The organism is Polyangiaceae bacterium (genome assembly GCA_015075635.1).
Taxonomy (GTDB): Bacteria; Myxococcota_A; Polyangia; order Polyangiales; family Polyangiaceae; genus JADJKB01.
Window position 1 is genome coordinate 968,808 of sequence record JABTUA010000002.1, and the last position, 24,610, is coordinate 993,417.

Annotated in this window: 22 protein-coding genes; 10 read left to right on the forward strand and 12 right to left on the reverse strand. The window is 70.6% G+C overall.

Annotated elements, in window-relative coordinates; genetic code table 11:
* The first annotated feature begins 6 nt into the window (after nucleotides 1–6).
* From HS104_20725 to HS104_20735, 3 genes are read left to right on the forward strand one after another with little or no spacing between them, the layout of a single operon-like run.
* Nucleotides 7–729 (forward strand): hypothetical protein, encoded by a 723-nt coding sequence (locus HS104_20725; protein ID MBE7482392.1) that lies wholly within the window; start codon nucleotides 7–9, stop codon nucleotides 727–729.
* Nucleotides 729–3,188, forward strand: a complete 2,460-nt coding sequence (locus tag HS104_20730; protein MBE7482393.1) for a TonB-dependent receptor — start codon at nucleotides 729–731, stop codon at nucleotides 3,186–3,188. The genes HS104_20725 and HS104_20730 overlap by 1 nt, the downstream gene beginning before the upstream one ends.
* 1 nt (nucleotide 3,189) lies before the next feature.
* Nucleotides 3,190–4,080 carry a hypothetical protein gene (locus HS104_20735; GenBank protein ID MBE7482394.1) on the forward strand — a complete coding sequence of 297 codons (891 nt, stop codon included), beginning with the start codon at nucleotides 3,190–3,192 and terminating at the stop codon, nucleotides 4,078–4,080.
* Between the two features lie 15 nt (nucleotides 4,081–4,095).
* Here HS104_20735 and HS104_20740 read toward each other — a convergent pair whose 3' ends face one another.
* Nucleotides 4,096–5,691 (reverse strand): NAD(P)/FAD-dependent oxidoreductase, encoded by a 1,596-nt coding sequence (locus HS104_20740; GenBank protein ID MBE7482395.1) that lies wholly within the window; start codon nucleotides 5,689–5,691, stop codon nucleotides 4,096–4,098.
* A 226-nt stretch (nucleotides 5,692–5,917) separates the two neighbouring features.
* On the opposite strand from HS104_20740, the gene HS104_20745 reads away from it, so the two are divergent.
* A complete protein-coding gene (locus HS104_20745; GenBank protein MBE7482396.1) occupies nucleotides 5,918–6,856 on the forward strand; it encodes a hypothetical protein in 939 nt (312 codons plus the stop codon).
* Nucleotides 6,857–6,864: 8 nt separating this feature from the next.
* Here HS104_20745 and HS104_20750 read toward each other — a convergent pair whose 3' ends face one another.
* The 4 genes from HS104_20750 to HS104_20765 form a co-directional block, all read right to left on the reverse strand.
* Nucleotides 6,865–7,671: a hypothetical protein gene (locus HS104_20750; protein MBE7482397.1), complete on the reverse strand. Its 807-nt coding sequence runs from the start codon at nucleotides 7,669–7,671 to the stop codon at nucleotides 6,865–6,867.
* Between the two features lie 102 nt (nucleotides 7,672–7,773).
* The gene (locus tag HS104_20755) at nucleotides 7,774–8,367 is read right to left on the reverse strand and encodes a helix-turn-helix transcriptional regulator (GenBank protein ID MBE7482398.1); all 594 of its coding nucleotides are present in this window, start codon (nucleotides 8,365–8,367) and stop codon (nucleotides 7,774–7,776) included.
* Nucleotides 8,368–8,407: 40 nt separating this feature from the next.
* The gene (locus HS104_20760; protein ID MBE7482399.1) at nucleotides 8,408–9,742 is read right to left on the reverse strand and encodes a serine/threonine protein kinase; all 1,335 of its coding nucleotides are present in this window, start codon (nucleotides 9,740–9,742) and stop codon (nucleotides 8,408–8,410) included.
* Complete coding sequence (locus HS104_20765; GenBank protein ID MBE7482400.1) at nucleotides 9,742–10,668, reverse strand: hypothetical protein; 927 nt, start codon at nucleotides 10,666–10,668, stop codon at nucleotides 9,742–9,744. Before HS104_20765 ends, HS104_20760 begins: the two co-directional genes overlap by 1 nt.
* A gap of 18 nt (nucleotides 10,669–10,686) precedes the next feature.
* Between HS104_20765 and HS104_20770 the strand changes: the two genes are divergently transcribed.
* A complete protein-coding gene (locus HS104_20770) occupies nucleotides 10,687–11,235 on the forward strand; it encodes a hypothetical protein (GenBank protein ID MBE7482401.1) in 549 nt (182 codons plus the stop codon).
* Between the two features lie 7 nt (nucleotides 11,236–11,242).
* On the opposite strand, the gene HS104_20775 is transcribed toward HS104_20770, so the two are convergent.
* Nucleotides 11,243–12,154, reverse strand: a complete 912-nt coding sequence (locus tag HS104_20775; GenBank protein ID MBE7482402.1) for a hypothetical protein — start codon at nucleotides 12,152–12,154, stop codon at nucleotides 11,243–11,245.
* A gap of 85 nt (nucleotides 12,155–12,239) precedes the next feature.
* Here HS104_20775 and HS104_20780 point away from each other — a divergent pair, with 85 nt between their 5' ends.
* Nucleotides 12,240–12,779, forward strand: coding sequence for a hypothetical protein (locus HS104_20780; protein ID MBE7482403.1), 540 nt, complete (start codon nucleotides 12,240–12,242; stop codon nucleotides 12,777–12,779).
* A 9-nt stretch (nucleotides 12,780–12,788) separates the two neighbouring features.
* Here HS104_20780 and HS104_20785 read toward each other — a convergent pair whose 3' ends face one another.
* Nucleotides 12,789–14,117 carry a hypothetical protein gene (locus HS104_20785; GenBank protein ID MBE7482404.1) on the reverse strand — a complete coding sequence of 443 codons (1,329 nt, stop codon included), beginning with the start codon at nucleotides 14,115–14,117 and terminating at the stop codon, nucleotides 12,789–12,791.
* A 183-nt stretch (nucleotides 14,118–14,300) separates the two neighbouring features.
* Nucleotides 14,301–15,185, reverse strand: coding sequence for a hypothetical protein (locus HS104_20790; protein ID MBE7482405.1), 885 nt, complete (start codon nucleotides 15,183–15,185; stop codon nucleotides 14,301–14,303).
* A gap of 206 nt (nucleotides 15,186–15,391) precedes the next feature.
* On the opposite strand from HS104_20790, the gene HS104_20795 reads away from it, so the two are divergent.
* Complete coding sequence (locus HS104_20795) at nucleotides 15,392–15,970, forward strand: hypothetical protein (protein MBE7482406.1); 579 nt, start codon at nucleotides 15,392–15,394, stop codon at nucleotides 15,968–15,970.
* A 94-nt stretch (nucleotides 15,971–16,064) separates the two neighbouring features.
* Here HS104_20795 and HS104_20800 read toward each other — a convergent pair whose 3' ends face one another.
* Nucleotides 16,065–17,999 (reverse strand): 4Fe-4S binding protein, encoded by a 1,935-nt coding sequence (locus HS104_20800; protein ID MBE7482407.1) that lies wholly within the window; start codon nucleotides 17,997–17,999, stop codon nucleotides 16,065–16,067.
* A 54-nt stretch (nucleotides 18,000–18,053) separates the two neighbouring features.
* Complete coding sequence (locus HS104_20805; GenBank protein MBE7482408.1) at nucleotides 18,054–19,022, reverse strand: DUF362 domain-containing protein; 969 nt, start codon at nucleotides 19,020–19,022, stop codon at nucleotides 18,054–18,056.
* A gap of 240 nt (nucleotides 19,023–19,262) precedes the next feature.
* Here HS104_20805 and rpmE point away from each other — a divergent pair, with 240 nt between their 5' ends.
* The 3 genes from rpmE (at nucleotide 19,263) to prfA (ending at nucleotide 21,741) form a co-directional block, all read left to right on the forward strand.
* Nucleotides 19,263–19,466, forward strand: a complete 204-nt coding sequence (rpmE, locus tag HS104_20810) for a 50S ribosomal protein L31 (protein ID MBE7482409.1) — start codon at nucleotides 19,263–19,265, stop codon at nucleotides 19,464–19,466.
* Nucleotides 19,467–19,562: 96 nt separating this feature from the next.
* Nucleotides 19,563–20,669, forward strand: a complete 1,107-nt coding sequence (locus tag HS104_20815; GenBank protein ID MBE7482410.1) for a DUF1385 domain-containing protein — start codon at nucleotides 19,563–19,565, stop codon at nucleotides 20,667–20,669.
* A 1-nt stretch (nucleotide 20,670) separates the two neighbouring features.
* On the forward strand, nucleotides 20,671–21,741 hold the full coding sequence (gene prfA, locus HS104_20820) for a peptide chain release factor 1 (GenBank protein ID MBE7482411.1): 1,071 nt from the start codon (nucleotides 20,671–20,673) through the stop codon (nucleotides 21,739–21,741).
* A gap of 45 nt (nucleotides 21,742–21,786) precedes the next feature.
* Here the strand turns inward: prfA and HS104_20825 are convergent, their stop codons facing one another.
* Both HS104_20825 and HS104_20830 read right to left on the reverse strand, forming a co-directional pair.
* Complete coding sequence (locus HS104_20825) at nucleotides 21,787–22,962, reverse strand: hypothetical protein (protein ID MBE7482412.1); 1,176 nt, start codon at nucleotides 22,960–22,962, stop codon at nucleotides 21,787–21,789.
* Between the two features lie 586 nt (nucleotides 22,963–23,548).
* Entirely contained in the window at nucleotides 23,549–24,316 is a 768-nt protein-coding gene (locus tag HS104_20830; GenBank protein MBE7482413.1) for a hypothetical protein, read from the reverse strand.
* Between the last annotated feature and the right edge of the window lie 294 nt (nucleotides 24,317–24,610).

The following is a 24,610-nucleotide window of genomic DNA, read 5'->3' on the forward strand; positions in this document are numbered from 1 at the left end:
TGACTCATGCGCATCGACCGAGACGCCTTCTTGCTTCTCGCGGCGTCGCTCTTCGCCTGCCACGCCGAGCAGCGCCGCGCGATGGACGCCGAGCAGACCCGGCCCACGGCGGCGGAGCCGTCCGCCCCCCTTCCCGAGCCCGAGCCTGAGCCGGAGCCCGAGCTCGCAGCGGATACCGGCGGCGACGCGGCGGCGGAGCCACCGGTCGCTGCGCCTGACGACGCCGGGAACGCCGCGCCTCCCTTGCCGGCGCCCCGCAGCGCGGCCGAGCTCCGGAAGCTGTGCGCGGCGATGGCCCCGGCGAAGACCGCGGACTGTCCCAACGAGCGCAAGCAGATGTGCCAGACGGTGCTCGCGGAGTACGCGCCGCTCGCGGCGACGCGCGCCATCGAGTGCCTCGCGAGCTTCGAGGTCCCCTGCGACAGCTGCGGGGTCCGCACCTGCGTCCTCGGCGCGCTGCAAGGGCTGCCCGTGCAGAAGGTCGCCGAGTGCAGCTCGGTCGCGAAGAGCGCGGAGCGAACCTCCGAGGGCTACGGCCAGGTGATGGGCGAGCTGTGCGAGCGCTACGCCTCCGGTATGACGGCGCGGGGGCGCACCCGCTTCATCGCGTGCCTGAAGAAGCACCTCGGTGCCGGCGTGCGCATCTGCTTGTGGGATCCTTCGGTGACACCTTGCACCGAGAAGAGCGGGTCGGTGCGCTCGCACGACCTCGTGCCCACCGTGGAGTGATGAGAAGCTCCCGCCGCCTCCGCTTCGCCCGGCTCGCCGCGCTGGTGGCGCTCGCGCTGACGCGCCCGGCCGGCGCGCAGACCGACCTGATCGCGCCGCGGCTGGAGCGCGATCCCGGCGCCGCTTACCCGCGCCAAGCACTGCGCGAGAAGGTCTACGAGCGCGTCGAGGTGGTGCTGATCCTCGAGCTCGACAAGGACGGCAAGGTCGAGCGCGCCAGCGTCGAGACCCCGCAGGGCCATGGCTTCGACGAGGCCGCGCTCGAAGCCGCGAAGGCGCTGCGGTTCGCGCCGGCCCGTCGCGCGGGCGCGCCCGTCAAGGCGCGCATCCGCTTCCGCTACCTGTTCCGGCCGCCGCCGCCCGGGCTCTCGGTGCGGGTGTTCGACGCCGGCTCCGGCAAGCCGGTGGCCGGCGCCCGGGTCAAGGTCCAAGGCGCAGACCGGCGCGAGCGCACGCTGGCGACGGCCGACGACGGCAACGCAACCAGCCGCGAGTTGCCGGCGGGCGCGGCCCGCGTCTCGCTCGAGAGCGGCGAGCACGACGCGCAGTCCGCCGACGTGACGCTCGTGCCGGGCGACGACACCGAGGTCGTGTTTCGCGTCGCGCCGGCAGGGGCCGAGCGTGGCGAGAAGGCCGAACCGATCGAGGTCGTGGTGCACGGCGAGAAGCCCGCACCCGCGGTGAAGACCTTCAGCCGCGAGGAGGTCCGCCAGATCCCGGGCGCGTTCGGCGACCCGTTCCGCGCCATCGAGGCCATGCCCGGGGTCACCCCGGTGGCGTCGGGTCTGCCCTTCTTCTACGTGCGCGGCGCGCCACCGGGCAACGTGGGCTACTTCCTCGACGGCGTACGCGTCCCCTACCTGTACCACGTGGGCTTCGGCCCCTCCGTGGTGCACCCGGGCCTGGTCGAACGCGTGGACCTCTACCCCGGCGGCTACCCGGCGCGCTTCGGCCGCTTCGCCGGCGGCATCGTGGCCGCGGAGACGACCGCCCCTCGGCCGGAGCTGCACGGCGAGGCCAACGTGCGCTTGTTCGACGCCGGCGCGCTGGTCGAAGCCGGCTTCGCGGACGGGCGGGGCACGGCCCTGGTGGGCGGGCGTTACTCCTACACGGCCGCGCTGCTCTCGCTGATCGCTCCCGAAGTGGAGCTCGCCTATCGAGACTACCAAGCGCGCCTCTCCTACGACCTGTCACCTCGCGATCGACTCACGCTCTTCTCCTTCGGCGCCTACGATCTCCTGGGCAGAGAGCGAAACGGCGATCTCACGGTGCTGTTCGGCACCGAGTTCTACCGGCTCGACCTCCGGCACGATCACGAGACGGGTCACGGATCGCTGCGCACCGCGTTCACGCTGGGCCTCGACCGAACCGCGAACGCCTTCCTGGCCGGCGAGCAACGCCAGATCACCACGCAGATCCTGGGCGCGCGCACCGCACTCGAGCACCGCGTGGACGACGAGGTGCTGCTGCGCGCGGGCACCGACGGCAGCGTCGAGCGCTACAGCACCAGCCCGGCGAAATACGCCGACCCGGACAGCCCCGAGACCCTGGACTTCGAGGCCGACTTCCCGCCGCGCACCGATCTGGTCTTCGGCGTCTTCGCCGATCTCGTGCTCGACGCGACGCGGGACGTCGAGGTCATCCCCGGAGCCCGCGTGGACCTGTATCGCTCCGAGTCGGGCAGCGCCGTCGCCGTCGATCCGCGGATCTCGGCGCGCTTCGCCGTGTCGGACGACGTGCGCATCATCCACGCCTACGGCATCGCACACCAGCCACCCTCGTTCGTGCTGCCCATCCCGGGGCTCACGCCCGGCAAGCTCGAGAACGGTCTTCAGCAGAGCCTTCAGACCAGCGCCGGCGTCGAGGTGGACGTCGCCGACGCGACGACCGCCAGCCTGACGCTGTTCTACAACGCCTTCTTCGACATGACCGACGCGCTGGGCTCGCGGGCCCAGACCGGCGGCGGACCGCCGACCGGGGAGCTCGACCAGCGGGCCATGGGCCGGGCCATCGGCGCGGAGCTGTTCGTGAAGCGCAAGCTCACCAAGCAGCTCGGCGGATTCCTCTCCTACACCCTGTCGCGGTCCACGCGCAGCCTGGGCAACGAGGAGTTTCCCAGCAACTTCGACCGCACCCATGTGCTGAACGCCGCGCTGGGCTACGATCTGGGTCGCGGCTGGCGCCCCGGAGGTCGCGTCGTGTTCTACACCGGCACACCGCTCCAACCCTCGCAGAACGAAGACGCGAGCTCACCGCCGCGTACGACCAGCGACGTCGAGCGCTCGCCGGCCTTCTTCCGACTCGACGTGCGCCTCGAGAAGCGCTGGGTCCTGGGCCAATCGACCTGGATCTCGTTCGTGGCCGAGGTGCTCAACGCGACGCTCAGCAAGGAGACCTTCGGCGATCAGGAAATCGGGCCCATCACCATCCCCAGCGTCGGCGCGGAAATGGGATTCTGACGTGACTACCCTCGCTCGCTCACTCGCGCTCGTCGTCGGTCTCGCCGCGCTCGGCGGCTGCCTCCCCGACGACACGCGCAAGCCCCCCGGGCGCCTGGACGTGACCGTGACCAGCGACTACGCGCTCGCGGCGGGCGGGCCCGGCTTCGACACCATCGACGGCTGGCACGTCGAATACGATCGCTTCTTGATCACGCTCGGCGAGGTGAGCCTGGGCGGCGACGACTGCACTCGGTACAACGAGACCGACTACTCGCGGGTCCTCGACGTACGGCTCGAGGCCCCGCAGAAGCTCAGCACGCCCTTCGCGCTCGGGTCCTGCGACTTCCGGTTCCGCATGCGCCCCCCGCCCGAGGACGCGGTGCTCGGCGCGGGCGTGAGCGCCGCCGATCTGGAGCTCCTTCGCGCGCCGGGCAGCGACGGCTTCGCCGATGGTAGCGGCAGCGCCGTGTACGTCTCGGGCAAGGCAGAGCGACCCGGTGCCACCAAGCGTTTCTCCTGGTCGTTCCGGCTGGGGGCGCAGTTCGACGACTGCAAGCTGCTCACCGAGTCTGGCGTCAGCCTGTCGAGCGACGACCAGCAGTCGCTCGACATCTCGATCCGCAGCGCGGCGTTGTTCCAGCACGTGCCGAACGACTTCCTCGCGGAGCTGCGCTTCGCGCCCTTCGCCGACGCCGACGACGCGTACGGCAACGGCGACGGCGACGTGACGCTGGAGGAGCTCGGCGAGGTGCCGCTCGGCCCGAACGCGACCTTCGAGCGCTGGGACAGCTTCGCGGACTACCTCTACACCGGGCTGGTGCCGAAGCTGCCGCGCTTCCGCGGCGCCGGCATCTGCGACATCGGGCCGATCAAGGAGGGTGGCCACGGGCCCGGCGGTGGCGGCCACTGAGCGGCCGCTGCGCTGCTAGTGGAGGTGTGCGTGGCTCACGGCGTCCGGCTCCGCGAGCTCGTCGAGCTGCTCCTCGTCGTGGAAGTCCGGATGGGCCACGGCCTCGACCGAGCGAGGCGCCACGGTCACGAACTGCCTCCGGTCGTCCTTGCACAAGAGCTGGACGGCATGCCGCCCGCTCACCGCCGCGCCGGGCACACCGGAGAACGGCAGGGTCCACTGCCCCGCCAGGTAGAAGCGGGCGAGGCCGGGCAGGCGCTTGGGCAGCTCCTTGCCGACGTTCTGACTGGTCATGCACCAGCCGTCGGGTGAGCCTTGCCAGTTTCCCGTGTAGCGCTCGTAGGTCACGGGCGTGGCCACGTCGACGACCTCCACCTGCTTGGCGAAGCCCGGCCAGCGTCGCTCGAGCTGTTCGAGGGTGACGTCCGCGACCCGGCGCTTCTCGGCGGCGTAGGCCGCTTCGTCTGGACGCAGCGCGGACCAGTAGTCGTAGTTGCTGGTGTACCAGACCTGCACCACGGACTTGCCGTGCGGGGCCATGGAGGGATCGTGGCAGTAGTGGAGCACGTCCAGCATCTTCCGGGCCTCGCCCGCGATCAGCACGGAGCACGGCAGATCGAAGATGACATGGTGCGGCTCGCCGGACAGGTCGCGGGCCACGCCGAGCATCACCTGGATGAGCGGCGGGTAGACCTTCCACTCGGCGTAGGCGCGCCGGAGCTCGGGGCTCGTATACTTGCCTTCGAGCATGCCGAAGATCGCCGTGCGACCGTCCGCCGCTGAGACGACGGCGTCCGCGCGGTGCTCGGACCCGTCCGAGAGCCTGACCCCGACCGCCCGATCGTTCTCGACCAGGATCTTGTCCACCTTGGCCCCGAAGTGGAGCGTGCCTCCGAGGCCGCGGTAACGCTTGGCCACGGTCTGGGCCACCCGGATCGAGCCCCCGAGGGGCGTTCCTGCGTTCTTCGCGTCGTAGCACGCGAGCACCATCAGCGCGCCGACCAGCGGGGCATCCGGCATCGGCCAGCCGGGGGTGTCGATGGTCAGGCGCACCACCTCGGCGAGCCTCGGGTCCTCGAACTGGGCGGCGAAGCCCGCGAGTGAGCCCTTCGCGCGAGCCAGCACCGGCAGCACACGAGCCATGTTCCGGAGCTGCCGCAGGTAATCCAGCGGTCCCCAGAGCTCTCGCGGCTTGAACATCTCCGGCTCGAAGCCCGACATGCGACGAGCCATGCTCACGAGCTGGTGGACCAGCTTCTCGTCCTTTGGCGACAGCGCCACGAGCTCGCGCTCGAGCCGATCGAGGTCGGCGAAGAGATCGACCGTCTTGCCCATGGTCTCGATGCGCGTCGTCACCTCGTGGTGGACGAACTCTCGGCCCTGGACCACGCCGAGCTCCTGCCACATGCGGTGGAACATCCCCGAGCTCGACGACATCAGCATGTGGATGCTGGTGTCGAAGACGTAGCCCTTGCGCTTCCAGGCGGTACACAGCCCGCCGGGCAAGACGTGGGACTCGAAGATCCGGCTCCTGTAGCCGTTCATCTGCGCGTAGCAACCCGCCGACAAGCCGGCCATCCCGGCACCGATGATGATGACGTCGCCGCTCATGGTCGAAACCTCCTGCAGGCGAACTGGTCGTCTGGAGCGCTCCAGAAAATGCAAGCGGAGTGCCACACGCAGAAGGCCGCGGCTGCACGCAGGAGCGGCACGCTTTCCCTGCGTTCGGGGTCCTCGGGCACGCAGGCGCTGCTGGAATCGGTGCAAGGTCGGCGAGCCAGCGCGTCTAGGGAGAGTGCCTCCGTGTCGCGTCGCATACCCGGCCCTCGCCGCGGCCGTGTGCTGCGCGCTGGCGTGCAGCGCCGAGGGGGGCGGCCCTGCGGGCTCCTCGAGCGGCACGCCGGGCAGCGGCGGGGCGCTGTCCAGCACGGGCGGCGGCGGTTCCGCCTCGGGCGGCGGCGGAGCTGGCGGCGATCCGAGCTGCGCGAAGGGCCCCGGCTACGAGCCGAGCGGCTCCCCCCAGCTCGTCGCGGGGCTCACCGCGAAGATCGTCGATGAGACGGGCGCGCCGGCCGCGAACGTGCAGATGTTCGTCTGCGGGTTCGGCGCCTGCAGCAAGCCCGCTACGACCTCCGCGCAGGGCGAGGTGTGTACCCTGGACAAGGCCTCCGGAGTCTGCGCTCCCGGCATCTCGCCGGGCCTCCAGATCACCCGCCCCGCGCTCAAGTACGGCCTCGGCATCGAGCACGTGAAGCTCGCCCAGCTCCTGCCCGAGGGCGCCGCCGAGCACGCCATCGGCGAGGTGACGACCTTCAGGCTACCGGAGCTGGCTCAGGGAGTGGAGCTCTCGGCGGGCGACTCGGCCGTCAGCAACGGTGTCTCGCTGACGCTGGCACCTGGCACCAAGCTCCAGCACGACGAGCTCGTCTTCGACACGCCGGAGCTCCAGAGATTCCGAGCCGTCCAGATCCCGGTGGCGAAGGCTCCGCCGGCCGTCGATCCGAGCGCCGGGTTCGAGATCTTGATCGGCACCACACCCGTCGACACGCAGCTCTGCCCGCGCGCGGCGCTCGAAGTGCCCAACACGGCCGGGTGGGCCGCCGGCACCGAGGTCGAGCTCTGGGTCCACGGCGTGTCCGTGCTCGAGGAGTGGGCGCCCTACGGCGGCTGGGCCGAGGCCAGCGGCGGCAAGGTGAGCGCCGACGGCGCGCGCATCGTGACGAACGACGGCGAAGGGGTGAGAGTCTTGGGACTGTTCGGCATCCGGAAGAAGTGAGCCACCGGTCAATACGAGTAGCTGAGCTCGTAGGCCTCGCACGCTTCCGCGGTCTGAGAGAGGGACACCCAAAGCGTCGCCGCCTGGTTGTTGCCGAGCCCTGAGCAGGTCACGCCGAGCTCGACGCTCTGCTTCGCGCAGCACCCCTTGCGGCCGCTGCCGGAGGTCGTGAAGGTCCCCGTCTTGCAGAGCACGTCCGTCGTCCCCGCCGCACAAGCCGCGAACGCGCAGACGTCCACCCCAGCTTTGTCCACGGAGGCCTTGGCCTTGCCCGAGCACCCGACGAGCTGGCCCGCGGCATCTGCCTTGAACCAGTCTTGGTCCGACTTTCCGGCCAGAATCCCCTTGTGCGTCTTGGCCGCGGCGCCGCAGCTGACGCCCGGAATCGTGGCCGCCGCCGACTCGCTCTCGTTCGGCTCATTCAGGGGGTCCACGCAGGAAGTCCCGCCGGTGCCACCCGCCCCGCCGCTGGAACCGCCGCTGCCACCGCCGGCACCTCCGCTGCCTGCGTCCGTGCCGCCCGAGCCACCGCCGTCACCGGCCCCGGCTGCGCCGTCCGTTCCCGCTCCGCCGTCCATCGCGCCCGCCGCGCCCGCCGAGCCGGCAGCACCGGCGCTGCCCGCCGCGCCACCCGTCGCTCCGCCGCTGCCACCCGTACCACCCGTGCCACCTTTGCCACCGACACCGCCGCTTCCGCCGGCCTTTCCACCGCCGCCGGAGCTGGTGAACGCGTCGTCGTCGCCGCCACAGGCCGGCGCCGCGAGCACCAAACAGAACAAGCCGCCCAAAGCCATCGCGCGAGTGAAGCCAGACATCTCGAACCTCCTGCTCCGAGTCTGGCGCCCGCGGCGAAGCGGCGTGAGCGTTGATTTCGGGCGCGGTCGTCGCAATCCGACACCCCCGTCGGGGAGCTCGCCTCAGGGCTTCTTCCGCGGGCCGCCCGGGCCCGCTTCGGGCTCATCGCCCAACATCAACCCCTGCCAGCGGCGGCGCAACGGAGTGCTCGAGCGGAGCTCGGGAACCATCGCTCCCGCCATCGAAATCCCGGCGATGAACGCCGCGGCGCTCGCCGCGTCCGGCGAGAGCGAGCCGGCACTCCCGCTCGAGCGCTGGAGTCTTCCGAGCAGCTCGCGCGCCTTGTCTCGGACCTTGCCGAGCTCGGCGCCGGAGAACACCGGCCGAGGGTTCACGTACGCGTCGAACAAGAGCGCGAACGCCGCCGGGCGCGACTGCGCGAGGCGCACCGGCACGTCGAGGGACTCGCCCAACGTGCGGGCCTGGGCCAGGCGGGTCTCGAAGTCGTCGAGAGCCTCCGCCGCGAGCTCGCCGACGAGCACGTCGAGAGACTCGAAGTACCCGTAGACGGTGGCACGGCCGAGCTCCGCGCGAGCAGCCACCTGCTCGACGCTGAACTGTGCCCAGCCGTGCTCCTCGGCAATCTGCCACGCCGCATCGAGGATGGCGCGACGCCGCGCCTGCTTCTCCCGTTCGCGACGTTCGTTGATTCCCACCCGCGGATCGAACGCCAGTGCCGGCGTCAGGTCAAGGCGATCACCGGAGATAAGGGTTGGACTTCGAGATCCCGTCCGGTGGTCGGGGAGGTGACACGCTCGGAGACGCGGCGGGCGCGACGTGACGGCGCGCGGGCGGCGCCGCGCTCGGCTGAGCGGGGGCCACGCTCTCCGCCGCCAGCGGTGCGGCGGTGCTCGGCACGGGTGGTGGTTCGACGACGGGGCGAACGGCGGCGCGCTGCGCCGATGCGCCCACCAGCGCAGCTTCGGTCGCAGGCGCACCGGCAGGGAGCCACGCGAACGCGAGCGCAGCCAGCAGGCCCACCGCTGCGAACGCAGCGACCAGCCAGAGCCGCGAACGTCGCGCTGCCGGAGCCTCGTCGGCCGGCGCAGCTGGAGCCTCCCTGCCGATCAGCTCGGCCACGCGCGCGCGCCGCTCGGCGATCTCGCTGCCGCACAGCTCCTCGAGCAGCTCACCGACCTCCGCGTGGCTCGCGAGCCAGCCGGTGTCCTTCGCGATCCGATCGATCTCCGCGGCCATTTCGCCGGCGCTGGCAAAGCGTTCGTCCGGACGCTTGGCGGTCGCGCGCGCCAGCAGCGCCTCGACTTGCGGAGCGACCTCGAGTCCGGCGTCCGAGAGCGTCGGCAACGGATCGTGGAGTACGTGGGCGACGAGCTGCTCCTCGCTCGCGCCGTCCCAGAGCTCCCGGCCCGTGAGCAGGAGCCAGAGGGTCACGCCCAGCGCGTACACGTCCAGCCGCCCGTCCAGCGACCCGCGCCGCAGGTACTCCGGCGGCATGTACAGGAGCTTTCCCACGAGATAGCGCTCGTCGGTCACGACGGAGCCGAGTGAGCTCTTGGCGATGCCGAAGTCGGCGATGCGCGCCACACCGTCCAGGCCCAAGAGCACGTTCTGGAGCGTGACGTCCCGATGCAGCATGCGGAGCTCACGTCCGCGCGCATCGGTCGCTTCGTGGACCGCTCGAAGGCCGGCCAGCGCGTCCAGGGCGATGCGCAGCGCGATCGGCACCGGGCAGCGGCGTCCGCGCAGCGCCAGCCGGTCCACCAAGTGCTCCAGGCTCGCACCTTCCACGTAGTCCAGGACCAGGTACGGGCCTCGCTCGTCTCGACCCACTTGCTGCGTGCCCACGACGTTGGCGTGTCGGACGTGAGCGGCCAGCCGGGCCTCGTCGAGGAACCGCTCCAGTGCCTGGGGGACTGCCACCAGGTGCGAGTGCAGGCGCTTGACCACGACGAGCCGCTCGAAACCCTCCACCCCCGTCGCGCGGGCGAGGTACGCCGCGCCCATCCCACCGCTGCCGAGCTCGAGGAGCGGCTGGTACGCGGCGACGGGCGCGAGAGTCGCTGGTTGCATCAGAAGCGCCCGGACGCAAACAGGCCCAACGCCGAAGCGCGCTGCTCGCCCGCTGACCAGTCCACCAGGAAGAGCCCCGCGTACCCGCTGCCTGCGGCCACGACCAGCGTCCCGGCCAGCAGGAAATCGGTGCGCCGCACCCGCGTGCGCACGGCATCCACCTGACCCGTGGTGGGCTGGGACGGAAGCTCGTCGCTCGCGCTCAGCGTGTCCAGCCCCGACCAGATCGTGACCGCGGTGAGGGCGAGCGTCGCGGCGGCGCCCACGTAGAACACCGCCGGCGACAGGGGGCGTCCCGAGCGCGACTGCTCCGCGGCTCCCGGAGCGGGCTGCGCCGGCGGGACCTTCGCTGGGCTGGCCTGCTCCGCCGCTGGCTCGGTCGCGCCTCCGGCGGGCACCCTCAGCACCACGCGATAGGTCGCTCCGGGTTGCGTCGCGAGATCCTGCTCGCTCCTTCGGCCCGCGTGGTCGGCACGCGCCCGGTGCGTTCCGGGCAGGACCCAGTGCTCCCCCGGTCGGGCGCTCTCACCATCGACGCGGATCTCGCACGGCTCCGGCTCGCAGCTGAGCTCCAACCGCGCCAGGTGGGGCGCGGCCTGCGCCAGCGCCTCGCGGGCGGCGGACGCCAACTCCGCGCTCGTTCCTTGCCTGGACATGGCTCGCCGGCTGGCACGCGCGACGGTCAGGTGGTCGCTGGCTTTGCGCGCCGCGGCGATACTGTTCTTGATTGCGTCCTCGCTGGGCACGAGCTCGTCGGCGCGCAGAAACGCCCGCGCAGCAGCCGCATAGTCCGCTCGCTCGTACAGCTTCAAGCCCACTTCGAACTCGGCGGCCGCTCGCACCCTGTCGTCCTCGGCGTGCGCGGTCCCCGAGATCGCAGCGATCAGGAGACATTGAAGCCAGAGGAAGGCGCCGCGACGGAGCATCTGCGCTACCCTTCGACCGTGATGCGACCGGTGTCGGCGACTTGGTGCGGCGCAGCACTCGTGTTTTTGGCCAGCTGCGCCTTGATCGTGGACCTGCCCGAAGGTCGCGACCCGGCGACGAGCGCCGGAGGCGGCGCCAGCGGAAGCGGCGGCACCGCTGGCACCGCCGGGAGCGCTGGGTCCGCGCCAGACGCCGCCGCGGGGAGCAGCGGATGCGTGGTCGCATGCGACTGCGACGGCGACCTCGTGGAGAACGAAACGTGCGGGGGCAAGGACTGTGCAGACGATGACGCGGATGTAAAACCAGGTCAATCGACCTACATGCTGAAGCCCAGCAAGAACGCGAAGATCGGCTTCGACTTCGATTGCTCAGGCTCTGCGGATCGCGAGCACACACAAGCAGTGAAGTGTCTGGGCCTGGCGCTCACGAGCTGTGACACCGTGACTCAGGGGTTTCTCGAGGCGTTGCCCGAGTGCGGGCAGGTCGGCGAGTGGGGAACCTGCAAGAAGGGTACCCTCACCTGCGAGAAGGACGTACTGCAGTCCAAGACGATGGCGTGCAAGTGATACCGCCTCAACGCGGACACGGCACGCTGCAGCCACGCTCGCAGCTCCGGAGCGCCTGGTTGCAGCCGGCTTCGCACATTCGCTGGCTGCCCATCTCGTGACGACCGTAGCGGAAGCAATCCAGCTTGCAGGCCCGGTGCTCGCTCCGACAGTCCTCGCCGCACTCGAAGTCCGAGCAGCTCCCCCCGTGGACGGGCGGCCCCCGCGTGCCCGGCGTCGCCGGCGGCGGGGCGACGGGATTCGGGTTCTGGCGCACCAGCAGCTGGAGCCCGAGCTGGCCAGCGGCGCCCGACGACGGCGTCAGCCAGGTGACCACCAGGTAGGTCGGCTCCCAAGGGCAGAGCTCGCCGGAGAGCTCGGCGCCGTTCCCCCGGGCGCCTGTGCCCGGCGCGAAGCTCGGCTTCTTGCGCGCGGGATCGGGGGTACCCATCTCCTGGACGGCATACGAGAGATCGAGCTTCGCGCCCGGGGCGGGCTCGCTCAGCACCGCGAAGCAGTCCCCGGCGTTGACGAAGAAGCGCTCCTGCCGGAACGTGGCCAAGGGAAGGGTCTTGCTCTCGCGCACCGAGGCATAAGCCGCGAGCTTCGCCGCGAGCTCGGGATGCTGGTTCTTCGCGATCGAGAGCGGCGCCGTCGAACACGCCGTGCTCTCCGTGACTCGTAGCTCCGAGCACTGAGCGCGAGGGCTCACGCAACGCCCGTCTCCGGCGCACCAGCTGCAAGGCGGCGAGTTCAGGCACGCGCCGCACGTCGTGACCGCGGCGCAGGTGGAGAGCCACGCATCGTGGGGTGACTCGGCGGAGCCGGACGGCGCGGCAGGAGCCGCCGATGCGGTCCCGGGCGGCGCTGACGGCGCTGGGCCACGCGCGGGCTGGCACGCCGCGGCCACCAGTCCGAGAAGCAACAGCGACCGGAGCATCGGCCGCAGGGTACGCCACCCGCTGCCTGGCGATGTGTCTAAGTGTGCCACTGGTGCTGGCCCGTGCGTTGCACTGCCCGGAGTCATGAGGATCGCAGCTCTCGCCCCAGCCATCGCTTCACTTCTGCTCGCAGCCTGCAGCGGCGAGAGCGCCGCCGGACCCGGTGGCGCGGACTCGGGCACCCCCGACACCGGCGCCGACGTCGGCGTGGATGCGGGACCCTGCGAGCCGATCGGCAAATGGACCTGGACCTTCCAGGCGGAGGCCGGGTCGCCCCGCGTCGATCACGTGGTCGTGGCAGAGGGGCCCGATGCAGGGGCCGGCGCGCTGACGGTCACGTTCTTGGAGCGGCAGGTCGAGACCGACCAGTGTTTGCCCAGCGACGCGGGCAGCGACGCGGGCCCGGAGCTCGTCGTCGCCAGCGCGACGCTCGACCCGGCGACCTGCTCGCTGAACGTGGGCTACTCGCAGAGCTGGTGTTCGTCCGGCGAGCAGCAGTCGGAGTCCTGGGACATCGACCTCACGTTCTCGGGCAGCACCGGTCAGGGCACGGCCACCGAGATCAGCGGCTGGACCATGCAGAAATTCACCACCACCTACGTCGTCACCGCGCAGAAGGAGTGAGCGAGGCGCTCACTTCGCCGAGCAGCCGCTCACGTAGGACCCGCAGCAGGCGGAGCAGCTCTTCGGGTTCAGGTGGTAGGTGTTCCAGACGCCGTAGCGACAGACCTGCGAGCCCCAGGTGCCCCACGACGGGAGGAACACGCAGCGCCAGCTCTCCGCCGGATCGGTGCAGCTCTCGCCGTTCTCGCCGTTCCCCTGGTGGCTCGCGACCGAGCACGAGCCGCCGCTGCCGCCACCGCTCGGGCAGCTGCCGCAGTCGCCGGGGCAGTCGCCGCAGGTCTCGCTGCCGTTGCAGGTCCCGTCCCCGCACTGCGCGGCGGGCGGCGGCGAACCCGAGCCGCCGCAGTTGCCGCAGGCGGAGCAGCTGCTGCCGTCGCCGCAGCAGTCTCCGAACTGCGCGCAGGAAGCGTCGCACCAACACCCGCTCGGGGCCTGCTGCCCGCAGTGTCCGGCGCACTCGCTGCTCGCGCCGGGTTGAGGCTGCGACGGCGGTGCGGGGCAGGCGCCGCAGTCGCCGGGGCAGGTGTTGCAGTCCTCGCCCGAGCCCGAGTCGCAGCTGCCGTCGCCGCAGGCTGCTGCCGCCGGGGGCGGCGGCTCGGGCGGCGTCCCTACGCCGCAGTTGCCGGGGGCGTTCGTGATGGCGATGTCCGAGCCGTAGTAGAAGCGCAGGATGCCCAGGTAGTCGCGCCCCTGCTGCTCCAGGCAGCGGCCGCCCCACTGGCTCATGCAGCCGCGGTTCTGCCCGAAGCCGGGCGGCCCGACCCAGCCGAGCTTGGTCTGCTTCACGCCGGTGCCGCTCTTGCCGTCGTTGAAGGTCACGTAGTGCGTGGTGGAGCCGCCCACGTCCACGCACGTGGGACCGACGACCTGCGAGTCTCCGGCGACGTAGAAGCCGTAGGTCAGCATGTTGCCGTAGCTCAGGTACTGCTGCGCCGTCTCCTTCACGGCCTGGTAGTGCAGCGCGCTCGGCTTGGCGTTGCACGAGTAGACCTGACAGCCCTGCCCGTCGCAAATCGAGCCTTGGGAGGCCATGTTGTAGTAGGCGACGGAGCGTGCGGCGATGGCCTGGGCCTTGAGAGCCTGGAGATCCGCGCCGCCGTTCTCGCAGGCGATCACGTGCGGCAGGTAATCCGTCTCGGTGTCCCGGTTGCCCACGCCCGACACCTTGATGGTGCAGTAGGCGTCGTTCAGGAGTGACACCCGTTGATCGACCGCCTGGAGGGTGCCCGGATCGTCCTCGTGCGGGTCGCCGGTCGCCGGGGCGCAGGCGGCGAGGGCCGCGAGCGAGAAGCCGAGCACAGAGCCAAGAGCGATCCCCCGGGAGGTCGGCTGCGCCATGAGGAGCACACTGGAGCACACGGCGTGCCTGGGCCGGGCAGGCCAAATTCGCCGCATTTTCTCGGTACCCGCTGGCTTCGTCCGGACCCGGTCCGGACGCGCGCCGGACGCCGCGCCCGGTTCAGCCCGGTGGGCGCTTCAGGCGCCCGCGGGGCAAGCGGGTGGGCGATGCGTCTTCGGCGCTCAGGGCACGTCTCTCGGGGCCGGCGGCATACGCTCGTCCAGGGCTGCGACGAAGGACCGCCATCGTTCCGCGACACGACCCAGCGAGCGCTCGCCGGTCACGAACAAGAGCGCCCCCTCCCCCGTTGGATCACTGGATGCCGTCGCGGCGAAGCGAGCGTGGAACGCGAGCAGACGTTCTGACTCCTGAAGCCAGTAGAGCAAGTACCGCGCCGCCGCGTAGTGCTCGGCGCGACGCTCCCCGTCGAAGTCGGAGCGCGCGCTGCGGAGCAAGGCTCCGAGCGCGGGGGCGCGGCCCGTGCGCCACCCGTCCTTCAGCGGGCCGAGGCGCGTGTTGACGGTGCCTCTGATGCGACCGTTCGCTTCCACCGGGCGCTCGAACAGCGAGGCGAGGCCCTCGTTGTACCAGCTGGGCGCGGCGGGGAAGTTCGCGTCCATGAACGCGTGAACCAGCTCGTGGACCAACGTCCCGTTGCCCAGGCTCGCGTTCACCACCAGCGCCTCTTGGCACGGCGAGTAGTAGCCGTATGGGCTGGGCGGAGCGCCACCCCACAGCGCCGAGACGTTTCGCTCGTAGCTCATCGAGCCATCGAACATCCAGATCGCCAGGATGGGATCCGGGTCGTGCGGGAAGAAGTCCGCCTTCAGGCGTCGCACCGCCCAGGCCACGACCTTCGCGTCTTGCTCGAAGAGCGGTGGTGGCGCGTCGCCGACCAGGATGAACGGCGGGACGATCTTGGTCGAGAAGCCCGGTTGACCGAGCTCCACGACCTCGAGGCGGCGCGACTCCAGCTCGGCCCAGGTGTGCGGCCGCGCGGCAGGGCCGGGCCGGCAGCAGGCCACGGCGACCAGCGCGCACACCAGGTCTCGGAGAAGGCGGCCCAATTCGCTTGGAACACGGACGCACGCTCCCGGCTTGGCGTGCGTCGCGCCGTTGCTACCAGCTGGCATCCTCGAGGTGGAAAAGCGTCGAGGCGGACGCGGCACGGTGTTTTGACCGGGTACGGCGCGGGTCATGGTGCCCGTGGCGGCCCGTGCCCATGAGCGCCGCTTGCGGCGCAACCCGGACGGAGTCAGAACGAGCCATCATCATGGATGCTCGATCCGGCCGCGCTGCTTCAGTTCTCTCGATCGTACTGGTCGGCGGGCTCGCAGCCTGCTCCAGCACCAGCGAGAACCCCGCGAGTGGTGGCACGTCCGGTTCGTCCGGCGCGACCGCCACTGGGGGAAGCTCGAGTGGCGGCGTGGCGGGCGCGACCTCCTCGGGGGGCAGCGCGGGCGCGGCTGGGAGTGGTGGAACGGGCTCCACGGGCGGAGTCGGAGGAACGACCTTCACCGGAGGAACGGGTGGGGCTGGCGGTAGCGCCGGTTCGAGCTGCACCGAGCCGCCGAGCGCGCCGAGCGGCAACTGCGCCGGGGCGCCGGCGACTGGCACGAGCTGCAAGGACGTCGGCACTTGCTGCGCGAAGGCGACGTTGTTCCAGTGCAAGTGCGACGGCGAGTGGCACGAAACCACGTTCGACTCGCAATGCTGTCCGAGCAACCCTGCGAGCGTCGGCCCTGGAAAGGCGTGTTCGACGGCGGCTGGGATCATTTGCTGCAGTACTTCCTTCCAGGCGCACAAGTGCTCGGGAGGGGTGTGGGCTGCCACGGGAGCGGCTTGCCAGTGAGCCAGGTGTCGGCGCCGCGTTGCTCGCGAAGGAACCCTGCGGTGCGCTCCGCTTCGACGTGAGCGCGGCGAGCACCTGCGAGGGGAGGCAGGAGCTAGGACGTGTAGCTGGTGTTCTCCAGCAGGATCACGTTCGTCTTGCTGCGCGTCTCGCCGGCGCTGGTGACGTAGACGGCGGGCTTGTCCACGATCGGGCAGACCTTCTCGCAGGCGCCGCAGCCGATGCAGAGCGACGGGTCGACGTGCGGGCGTTGCACCTTGATGGTGGTCATCTTGGCGTGCTCGCCGCCGGCCTCGTAGTGCGCCTCGCGCTTGGGCACCTCGACGTCCTCGGCCCAGATGGCCTTGGGTGAGGTGGGGCAGAACTCCTCGCACACGATGCAGGGCGTGGCCATGGCCCAGGGCAAGCAGCGCCCCTGGTCGTACATCGCGGTGCCGATGCTGATGGGCTTCTGGCCGATGCCCATCTTCTGCTTCTCGTCGATCTTCTGGATGGCGCCGGTGGGGCAGACCTGGCCGCAGAGCACGCAGCTGAACTCGCAGTAGCCGATGCGCGGCACCAGGATGGGGGTCCACAGGCCCTCGAGGCCGGCCTCGAAGAAGGCGGGGTGCAGCGCGTTGTTCGGGCACACCTTCATGCACTCGGCGCAGCGAATGCAGCGCTCCAGGAACTCGCGCTCGTCCACCGAGCCCGGCGGACGGATGACCTTCTCGCTGTAGGCGCGGTCGGGCCAGTTCGCGATGCGCATGGCCGGGATGGCGGCGGCGCCGGCGGCGGTGGAGGCGAGCAGCGTGCGGCGCTGGAGATCGGGCTTCACGATCTCGCTCTTGCGGTTCGGCAGGAACTTGAACTTGATGACGTCCTCGGGACAGGCAGCCTCGCAGTTGAAGCACACGAAGCACTCGTCCTGCCGGTGCTTCACCCCGCCCTGAGGGCTGTCGGCGCCCTGGCACTGGACGAGGCAGAGGTTGCAGTCCGTGCACTTCGCGTGGTCCTTCTCCATGCCGAAGATGGCGAAGCGCGAGAGCACGCCCAGGAACGAGCCGAGCGGGCACAGAGCTCGGCACCAGAACCGCGGGATGATGCGGTTCATGAACAAGATGGCGATCAGCGCGAAGACGATGAACCAGGTCTGGTGGAAGTAGCCCTGGTTCGCCGTCCACACCGTCTGCGAGAAGAAGTCCTGAGCGCCGTCGCTGGCGTTCTGCACCGCGCGCACGTTCGAGTCGGCGGCGACGGTGGCGCCGCGGATGCCCAGGTACTGCAAGGCGGGCACGACGCCCAGGCCGATGGCGCGCACCGCGACGCAGATGGGATCGAACAGGCCGCCGATGGCGCTGCCGGCGGCGGCGGCGCCCAGGAAGCCCCACATCATGTAGAACTTGCCGCGTTGCCAGCCCTTGGTCTTGTTGCTCTCGACGCGCTTGTTCCCCTTCAGGTAGCGGCTCGGGAAGATCCAGCCGAAGAAGTGGTGCAGCGTCCCGAACGGGCAGATCCAGCCGCAGAACACGCGGCCGAAGAGCAGCGTGAGCGCCAAGATCACCAGCGACCAGGCGAGCCCGCGGTACACGGTGTGCGTGGAGAGGAAGGTCATCGCCGCCACGAACGGGTCGGCGAGCAGGAACGCCTCCACGGGGAGCGGCATGCGAATGGCCTTGCCGGCCTCCGCGCTGAAGCTGCCGCGGAACGCCGTGGCGAACAGGAACCAGAGGAAGATGCCGAGGAAGAGCGCCTGACTCACCACCCGCGCCTTGACCAGGAAGCGGATCACCTTGCGGGCGGGGATGCCGGAGCCGGGGAGCTTCTTCGGACCGAAGCGCTTCTTCCACCACTTGCCGAAGGCCGACGGCGGGGGGACCTGCTTCGGCACGGCCGGCGAGGCCGCGGCGCTCGGCGGCGCCGGCGCGGGAGCGGAGCTCTTGGAGGCGTTGCTCGCGCAGCCGCAGCTCCCCGAGCCGCAGCCCGCGCTCTTCGGCTGCTGCGGCGGCGGCGGCCGATCGAGCGGCGCGACCGGCCCCGGCGCGCCCAGCCACGGGATCGGGCTCGGTAGCTCCGCGGCTCGCTCGTGGGTGTGCTGGGTCACTCAGACCTCCACGCGGGCAACCTGCTCCCAGCTCGCCGTGCCGAGCCCACGAGCCTCGCCCATGGCCAGGTACTTCACGTTCGCCGCCTTCTCACCGATGAGCGTGGCGCCGTAGGCGTCCACGGCCACCTGATCGAGGCTGGCGATGACTTGGTGCATGTCCTTGGCGTCGTCGATGTTGCCGCCCTGAGGTCCGTTGCGCAGCAGGACTCGCGTCGCGTCCAACACGGTGAGGGTCGGACGCATGAAGGTGGCGAGGTCGGCGATGGACACGTCGATGTTCTGGTGCAGCCGGTTGCGCCGGCCGCCGAGCAGCCCATACCAGTTCTTCATCGCGCCGGTGTACTTCGAGAGGTTGTGGTGCTTGGCGACGGGGACGTTGATGACCTTGTCCGCGTTGACGAGCGGCGTGTACACCGGCCAGAGGTCCAGCACGTCGCCCTTCATGCGCAGCTCGCGGAAGCGGTGCGCCGCGGGCAAGATGACGGTGGCTCCCAGCGCGTGCGTGGCGCGCCAGATGCCGGAGCGCTGGAAGCAGCGGGTCGCCTCGTTGCACGAGGCATCGGTGACGACCACGCGCGCCGCGCCGGCGTCGAACGCCAGCCGGACCAGCTCCGCGACGACGACCGGATTGGTGTTGGCCGCGTGCACCGGCATGCGGTCCCAGCCGATGTTCGGCTTGATCGCCACGATGTCGCCGCGGGACACGAAGCGCTTCATCCCGCCCAGACCCTCCACCGCCTTGCGGGTGAGCTCGGCGGCGTCCGTGGAGCTCTTCGCGATGGCCATCACCGGCAGGGCGCCGTCGGGCTTGGCGCCGAAGTCCCGGACCTGGCGCTCGCTGTCGAGCCGGGCCACGTCGAACCCGCCGCGGTCGTAGGTCAGCTTGGCGAGCAAAGCCGCGCCCCCGAGCGCGGCCCCCGCCGCGCCGAGGCGCCCGAGGGCCTCACGGCGCGAAATACTCGACATGACCCGGTTGGGTATGGGGCAGATCTCACGTTACGTCAAATTTGGGCGAGCGGAAGCTAACGTAACGTAAGGGCTTTCTTTTCCCGGCTTGTCCGAGACGGGCTCGGGGCACGAAATCCCCGACGGCCGCAGGACGAGAGCCCCGGGCGCGGAGCCCCGGGCCCAGACGCCGCAGAACCCCTGAACACAGCTCCACCGCTTGAACGGCGGGGCCCAGGGCGCTAGGGTCCGCGCCCCGCCATGAAAGACGGCATCCATCCCGAGTACCACGTGATCTCCGTGACCTGCGCCTGCGGGAACACGTTCCAGACGCGTTCGACGGCCAAGGAGCTCGCCGTGGACGTGTGCGGCGCCTGCCACCCGTTCTACACGGGCAAGCAGCGCCTGATGGACACGCAGGGCCGCGTCGATCGCTTCCGGAAGAAGTACGCCAAGACGGCGTAGATCCGACGAACGCGGCGAGCCCCGCTGCGCTCGCAGGGGCTCGGTCGCGCCCGCGTACTGTTCGCCTGGCGGGCCGACGCTATATTGCAGGTCAGCATGAATCAGCCCCCGGTCGTCGGTCGCGACGGAGTCGCTCGTCCTTACATCGGCGGACAAGCGCTCATCGAAGGCGTGATGATGCGCTCGCCGCACTCGTACGCCGCCGTGCTGCGTCGCCGCGGCGGCGCCCTGATGGTGCGCGAGGAGGCCATGGCCGATCCGCGGGTCGGGGTGAAGGCCTGGCCGCTGGTGCGCGGCATCACCACGCTGGTGGAGGCCCTCAAGCTCGGCAGCCGCTGCCTGCGCTTCAGCGCAGAGATGTACGAGCAGGACATGGAGGCGGAGGAGAAGAAGGCGAAGGGTGGACCGAGCACCCTTGCCGCGCTGTCGCTCCCCATCATCGCGCTCGTGACCGGTGACGGCGAGCCGACGCCCACGGGCAAGGAGGGCGGCGCCTCGAAGTCCCTGTTCACGCTCCTGACCATCGTCTTCGCCATCGGCTTGTTCGTGGCCTTGCCGCAGGCGTTCGCCGAGGGCACCAGCCGGCTCTTCAGCCTGAACCTGGACGTGCGGGACCCGCGCTTCCAGGTGCTGACCGGCGCGGCGAAGCTGGTGATCGTGGTCGGCTACATGCTGGCCATCCGTCGCATGCCGGAGATCTACCGCGTGTTTCAGTATCACGGCGCCGAGCACAAGGCGATCCACGCCTACGAAGCCGGCGAGGATCTGGTGGTGGCGAACGCCCGCGCCAAGACCACGCTGCACCCGCGCTGCGGTACGACCTTCCTGGTGATGGTCGCGCTGGTCTCGATCCTGATCTTCAGCGCCATCGGGCCGCTCTTGCCGCAGCTCGGTCTCGGCAAGCTCGCGGACAACGTGCTCTTCTTCCTGATGAAGCTGCCGTTCTTGCCGGTCATCGCCGCCATCACTTTCGAGATCCAGCGGGCGCTCGCGCGCTGGGGCAAGGGCCCGCTCCAGCTGCTGCTCTACCCGGGTTTCCTGGTGCAGAAGATCACCACCATCGAGCCGGACGACTCGCAGCTCGAGGTCGCGCTTGCGGCGCTGCGCAGCGCCCTCGTGCGCGAGCAGGGCAGCGTCAAGGCCGACGGCGACTCGACCTTCGACGGATACGACGCGCTGCGCGAGGCGCGCCCGGCAGCCTGACGTGCTCCCGATCGAGAAGCTCGAGGCGGTCCACCGCCGCAACGAGGAGATCGAGCAGCTCTTGTGCGAGCCCGCGACGCTCGCGGACCCCGCGCGCCTGAACGAGCTCAACCGCGAGCGGGCGCGGATTCAGCCGGTGGTGACCGCGTTCGGCGAGTGGCGAGACCTGGAGAAGCGCATCCGCGAAGACCGAGAGGCCCTGGATGACCCCGAGCTCGGACCGATGGTCGAGGAGGAGCTGCCGGAGCTCGAAGAGAAGCAGGGGGCGCTGGAGAAGCAGCTCCGCATCCTGCTTCTGCCCCAGGACCCCAACGACGACAAGAACACCATCCTGGAGATCAGGGCGGGGACCGGCGGCGAGGAGGCCGCGCTCTTCGCGGCGGACCTCCTGCGCATGTACTCGCGCTTCGCGGAGCAGAAGGGCTGGAAAGTCGAGCTCATGTCCCAGAGCGAAGCCAGCGCCGGCGGCATCAAGGAGGCCATCCTGCTGGTCACCGGCAACCGCGTGTACTCGAACCTGAAGTACGAGGGGGGCGTGCATCGCGTGCAGCGCGTCCCCGCGACCGAAGCTCAGGGGCGTATCCACACCTCGACCGCGACGGTGGCCGTCTTGCCGGAGGCCGACGACGTGGACGTGACCATCGACGACAAGGACCTGCGCTTCGACATCGCCGCCTCCGGCGGCCCCGGCGGCCAGGGCGTGAACACCACGAACAGCGCGGTGCAGATCACACACATCCCGACGGGCATGATCGTCAAGTGCCAGGACGAGCGCAGCCAGCTCAAGAACAAGGCCAAGGCGCTGAAGATCCTGAAGAGCCGCCTGCTCGACATCGAGCAGCAGAAGCAAGCGGACGCCGTGCGCGACGAGCGCCGGGGCATGGTCAAGAGCGGCGACCGCTCCGAGAAGATCCGCACCTACAACTTCCCGCAGAATCGCCTGACCGATCACCGCATCGGCCTCACGCTCTACCAGCTGGAGCGCGTGATGGAGGGCGACCTCGGGGAGCTGACCGAGGCGCTGGTGGCGTGGTACCAGGCCGCGGAGCTGGAGCGTCAGGCTAGCGCGTGAAGCGGCGCAAAGTCAGGCACGACCGTGCGTCCGGGGTCTGCCCGTCTACTCCGGCGGCACGCTCGGGCGCTCGCTGCTCCAGAACGTCAGGCTCGCGCGCTTCCCGTCCTTGCTTGGTCCAGGGCTCTCGCGGGCGGAAAGGAACAGCTGCTCGGGACGTGTGCCGAGGCCGATCAGTGCGGCCTTCACTGCGCGCGCGCGCCGGAGCGCGACCTCCGGCGCTTCGCCCGCCGCGGCCCAGCCGCTCACCTCGATGCGCCCGCCGAAGTGCTGGAGACCGGACATCAGCGCGAGCGACTGTCGCGCATGCGGCGACAGCTCCGCGCGCCCTGTCTCGAAGTCAACCACCGGGCCACTCTCCCAGCACGGCTCGGACGGACAGCGCCAGGCCCCCTCACACATGCACGTCCCGCAGTCGGAGCGGCGAAGGCGAAAGCCGAGTGGAAACCAGCGCCCAGCGTGGAAGCAGCCCTGACCGCGACAGCTGATGCTGCTCGCGTCGCACACGCAGATTCGCCGCTCGTGAACGAACGGTCGTCCGAAAGCGTGCGCCCTGCCCGCGACCGTGCACGCAGTCGAGGAGAACGACGCATCAGGTGGGGCGGGCTCCGGGCTCCGGTCGCAGAGCGCGACATCCTCGAGCACGGGCCTCCCCTCCTCCATCCGCAGCACGCCGGCCGCCACGACGTTCCCCTCAGGCAGCGCGAAGCCGCAGCACTCCACCGAATCGTCGCCCCCACAGGCGAAGGCCCTTGACCCCGGAGGCGCTCGCAGCGCGACGGTGTGATCTGCCTGCACGAGCACGAGCCCGCCGCCGCGGGTGTTGCAGCAACCCCAACCGCAGCCGCGCTGGGTGATCGGAGTCGCCGCAGCGAGCCGCGCCTGAAGCACTGCTCTCCTCCCCTCGCCGGGCAACGGAGCGGCCAGCGCACGCTCCAGCGACTCCACCGCGGGGATGCTCCGGCACGGGGGGATCGCCGCTGCTCTCGGGCAGCCGAGGTCGGCCAGACACTGCTCGCCGTCCGTGCTTGGCCACGAGACGTCGCGCGCGAAGCTCGAGCTGTCGGCCCGTGCCCAGCCGGACGTGTCGACGGGTGGGGCGGCTTCGGGCGTGGGGGCCGTTGGGGGCGTGAACGAGGGCTGCTGCTCCGCCACCGGGTGGCGGGCGCTGCACGCGATCGCCAGAAGCGCGAGACCGACGCCGCGACCCTTCGCTGTCACGCGCCCAGTCTAGACCCCCGCGCCGCGCAGCGACACCTCACCCGCAAGGCCGCGCAAGCCCAAGAGCCTTTGGTCGCCGCGAGCACACGCCGAACGATCGGCCCGCGCGCTGCGCCGCACTCTGATCGCCGTCGCAGGGCCGGAGAACTGGGCACTCCGGTGGCGAGCGTTCCACAGCTTCGGAACGACGCGTCCCCCCCATGCGCGCAGCGCGCGCCATCGGCAGAGCGCGGCGGGCTTGGAACGACGTCAACCGGCGCGCGCTGCCGCATAAGGGGGGGACCGACGCCGCGTAGCGGCGGCGAGGGGGGGCAACAACACAGCTGGAGCGCGTGATGGAGGGCGACCTCGGGGAGCTGACCGAGGCGCTGGTGGCGTGGTACCAGGCCGCGGAGCTGGAACGACAAGGCGGCGCGTGAGTCGTCGACCGCGCTCTTCAATCCCCCCGACTTGGGTTTCGTTGGCGGCGGCCAAGCTCGGCTGAGCTCAGGCGCGGCCCGAGTGAGCCGTCGTGGGTCGCCCGGACCCATGGTCGCGGTCCGGGTCGAGACGGGACCTCGACCCGGACCCACGCGGGAGCGCACCGTTACCCGCTGTGGCCACCGCTGCAGCCGCCGTCCTCCTCGTGACCGCCGCTGCTCCCCCCGTCCTCCTCGTGGCCGCCGCTGCAGCCGCCGTCCTCCTCGTGACCGCCGCTGCTCCCCCCGTCCTCCTCGTGGCCGCCGCTGCAGCCGCCGTCCTCCTCGTGACCGCCGCTGCTCCCCCCGTCCTCCTCGTGACCGCCGCTGCAGCCGCCGTCATCCTCGTGACCGCCGCTGCTCCCCCCGTCCTCCTCGTGGCCGCCGCTGCAGCCGCCGTCCTCCTCGTGACCGCCGCTGCTCCCCCCGTCCTCCTCGTGGCCGCCTTGCCCACAAGTCGCGGGGCCTCCGCCGGGATCCAGCACGTCGATTCCGGTCCCGGGGTCGAGGCAGTCGGGGGCAGGACCGCCCTGCAACACGTCGTCGCCACTGCCGCCGAAGATCTGGTCCGGACCCGGGCCACCGGCGAGCAGATCGTTCCCGCTGCCTCCTTCGATCCGATCCCGGCCGCCACCGCCATCGATGCTGTCGTCCCCTCGTTCGCCCAGCAGGACGTCAGGCCCGCATCCTCCGTAGATCCGGTCGTTACCGTTGCCGCCTTCGACGGTGTCCCCCGCTTCCTTGGCGCAGATCAGGTCGCCGCCGTTGCCCCCGACGATGTGGTCGCGGCCCGCCGAGCCCACGATCACGTCAGGCCCGCCGGTTCCGACGAGCTCGAAGCCACCGCAAGCATTCTTCTTCACGCTGGCGCCTTTCGGTACGAGCGCGGCCGGCATGCCTGCCCAAATCGTCGCAGGAATGCCCTGACACTGCGGGCGGACCCAGTCTTCGGTATCTGCGATGACGGCCGCGGGAGCGAGTGTCCCGCCCACTAGGCCGGGCTTCTCGCTGTCGGGCTGTCCCCCACACGCCGGGATGGCCGGCGAGAGGAGGGCTGAAACTGCCAGGCTCACCCCCGCAAGCGTCGGAATCGACAGGATGGCGCGGAGAGGGTGCCGGTGACGTTCGATCGCGTGCGTCGCTTCGTTCGACATTGTCGCTCACCTCCTCGGAGCCCCGGCCGAGATCTC

What these genes read in the sequence shown, in the direction of transcription:
- HS104_20725 (MBE7482392.1), top strand. Translation starts at nt 7, where the DNA reads ATGCGCATCGACCGAGACGCCTTCTTGCTTCTCGCGGCGTCGCTCTTC.
- HS104_20730 (MBE7482393.1), top strand. Translation starts at nt 729, where the DNA reads ATGAGAAGCTCCCGCCGCCTCCGCTTCGCCCGGCTCGCCGCGCTGGTG.
- HS104_20740 (MBE7482395.1), bottom strand. Translation starts at nt 5,691, where the DNA reads ATGAGCGGCGACGTCATCATCATCGGTGCCGGGATGGCCGGCTTGTCG.
- HS104_20750 (MBE7482397.1), bottom strand. Translation starts at nt 7,671, where the DNA reads ATGTCTGGCTTCACTCGCGCGATGGCTTTGGGCGGCTTGTTCTGTTTG.
- HS104_20760 (MBE7482399.1), bottom strand. Translation starts at nt 9,742, where the DNA reads ATGCAACCAGCGACTCTCGCGCCCGTCGCCGCGTACCAGCCGCTCCTC.
- HS104_20765 (MBE7482400.1), bottom strand. Translation starts at nt 10,668, where the DNA reads ATGCTCCGTCGCGGCGCCTTCCTCTGGCTTCAATGTCTCCTGATCGCT.
- HS104_20775 (MBE7482402.1), bottom strand. Translation starts at nt 12,154, where the DNA reads ATGCTCCGGTCGCTGTTGCTTCTCGGACTGGTGGCCGCGGCGTGCCAG.
- HS104_20780 (MBE7482403.1), top strand. Translation starts at nt 12,240, where the DNA reads ATGAGGATCGCAGCTCTCGCCCCAGCCATCGCTTCACTTCTGCTCGCA.
- HS104_20785 (MBE7482404.1), bottom strand. Translation starts at nt 14,117, where the DNA reads ATGGCGCAGCCGACCTCCCGGGGGATCGCTCTTGGCTCTGTGCTCGGC.
- HS104_20795 (MBE7482406.1), top strand. Translation starts at nt 15,392, where the DNA reads ATGGATGCTCGATCCGGCCGCGCTGCTTCAGTTCTCTCGATCGTACTG.
- HS104_20805 (MBE7482408.1), bottom strand. Translation starts at nt 19,022, where the DNA reads ATGTCGAGTATTTCGCGCCGTGAGGCCCTCGGGCGCCTCGGCGCGGCG.
- rpmE (MBE7482409.1), top strand. Translation starts at nt 19,263, where the DNA reads ATGAAAGACGGCATCCATCCCGAGTACCACGTGATCTCCGTGACCTGC.
- HS104_20815 (MBE7482410.1), top strand. Translation starts at nt 19,563, where the DNA reads ATGAATCAGCCCCCGGTCGTCGGTCGCGACGGAGTCGCTCGTCCTTAC.
- HS104_20830 (MBE7482413.1), bottom strand. Translation starts at nt 24,316, where the DNA reads ATGCCGGCCGCGCTCGTACCGAAAGGCGCCAGCGTGAAGAAGAATGCT.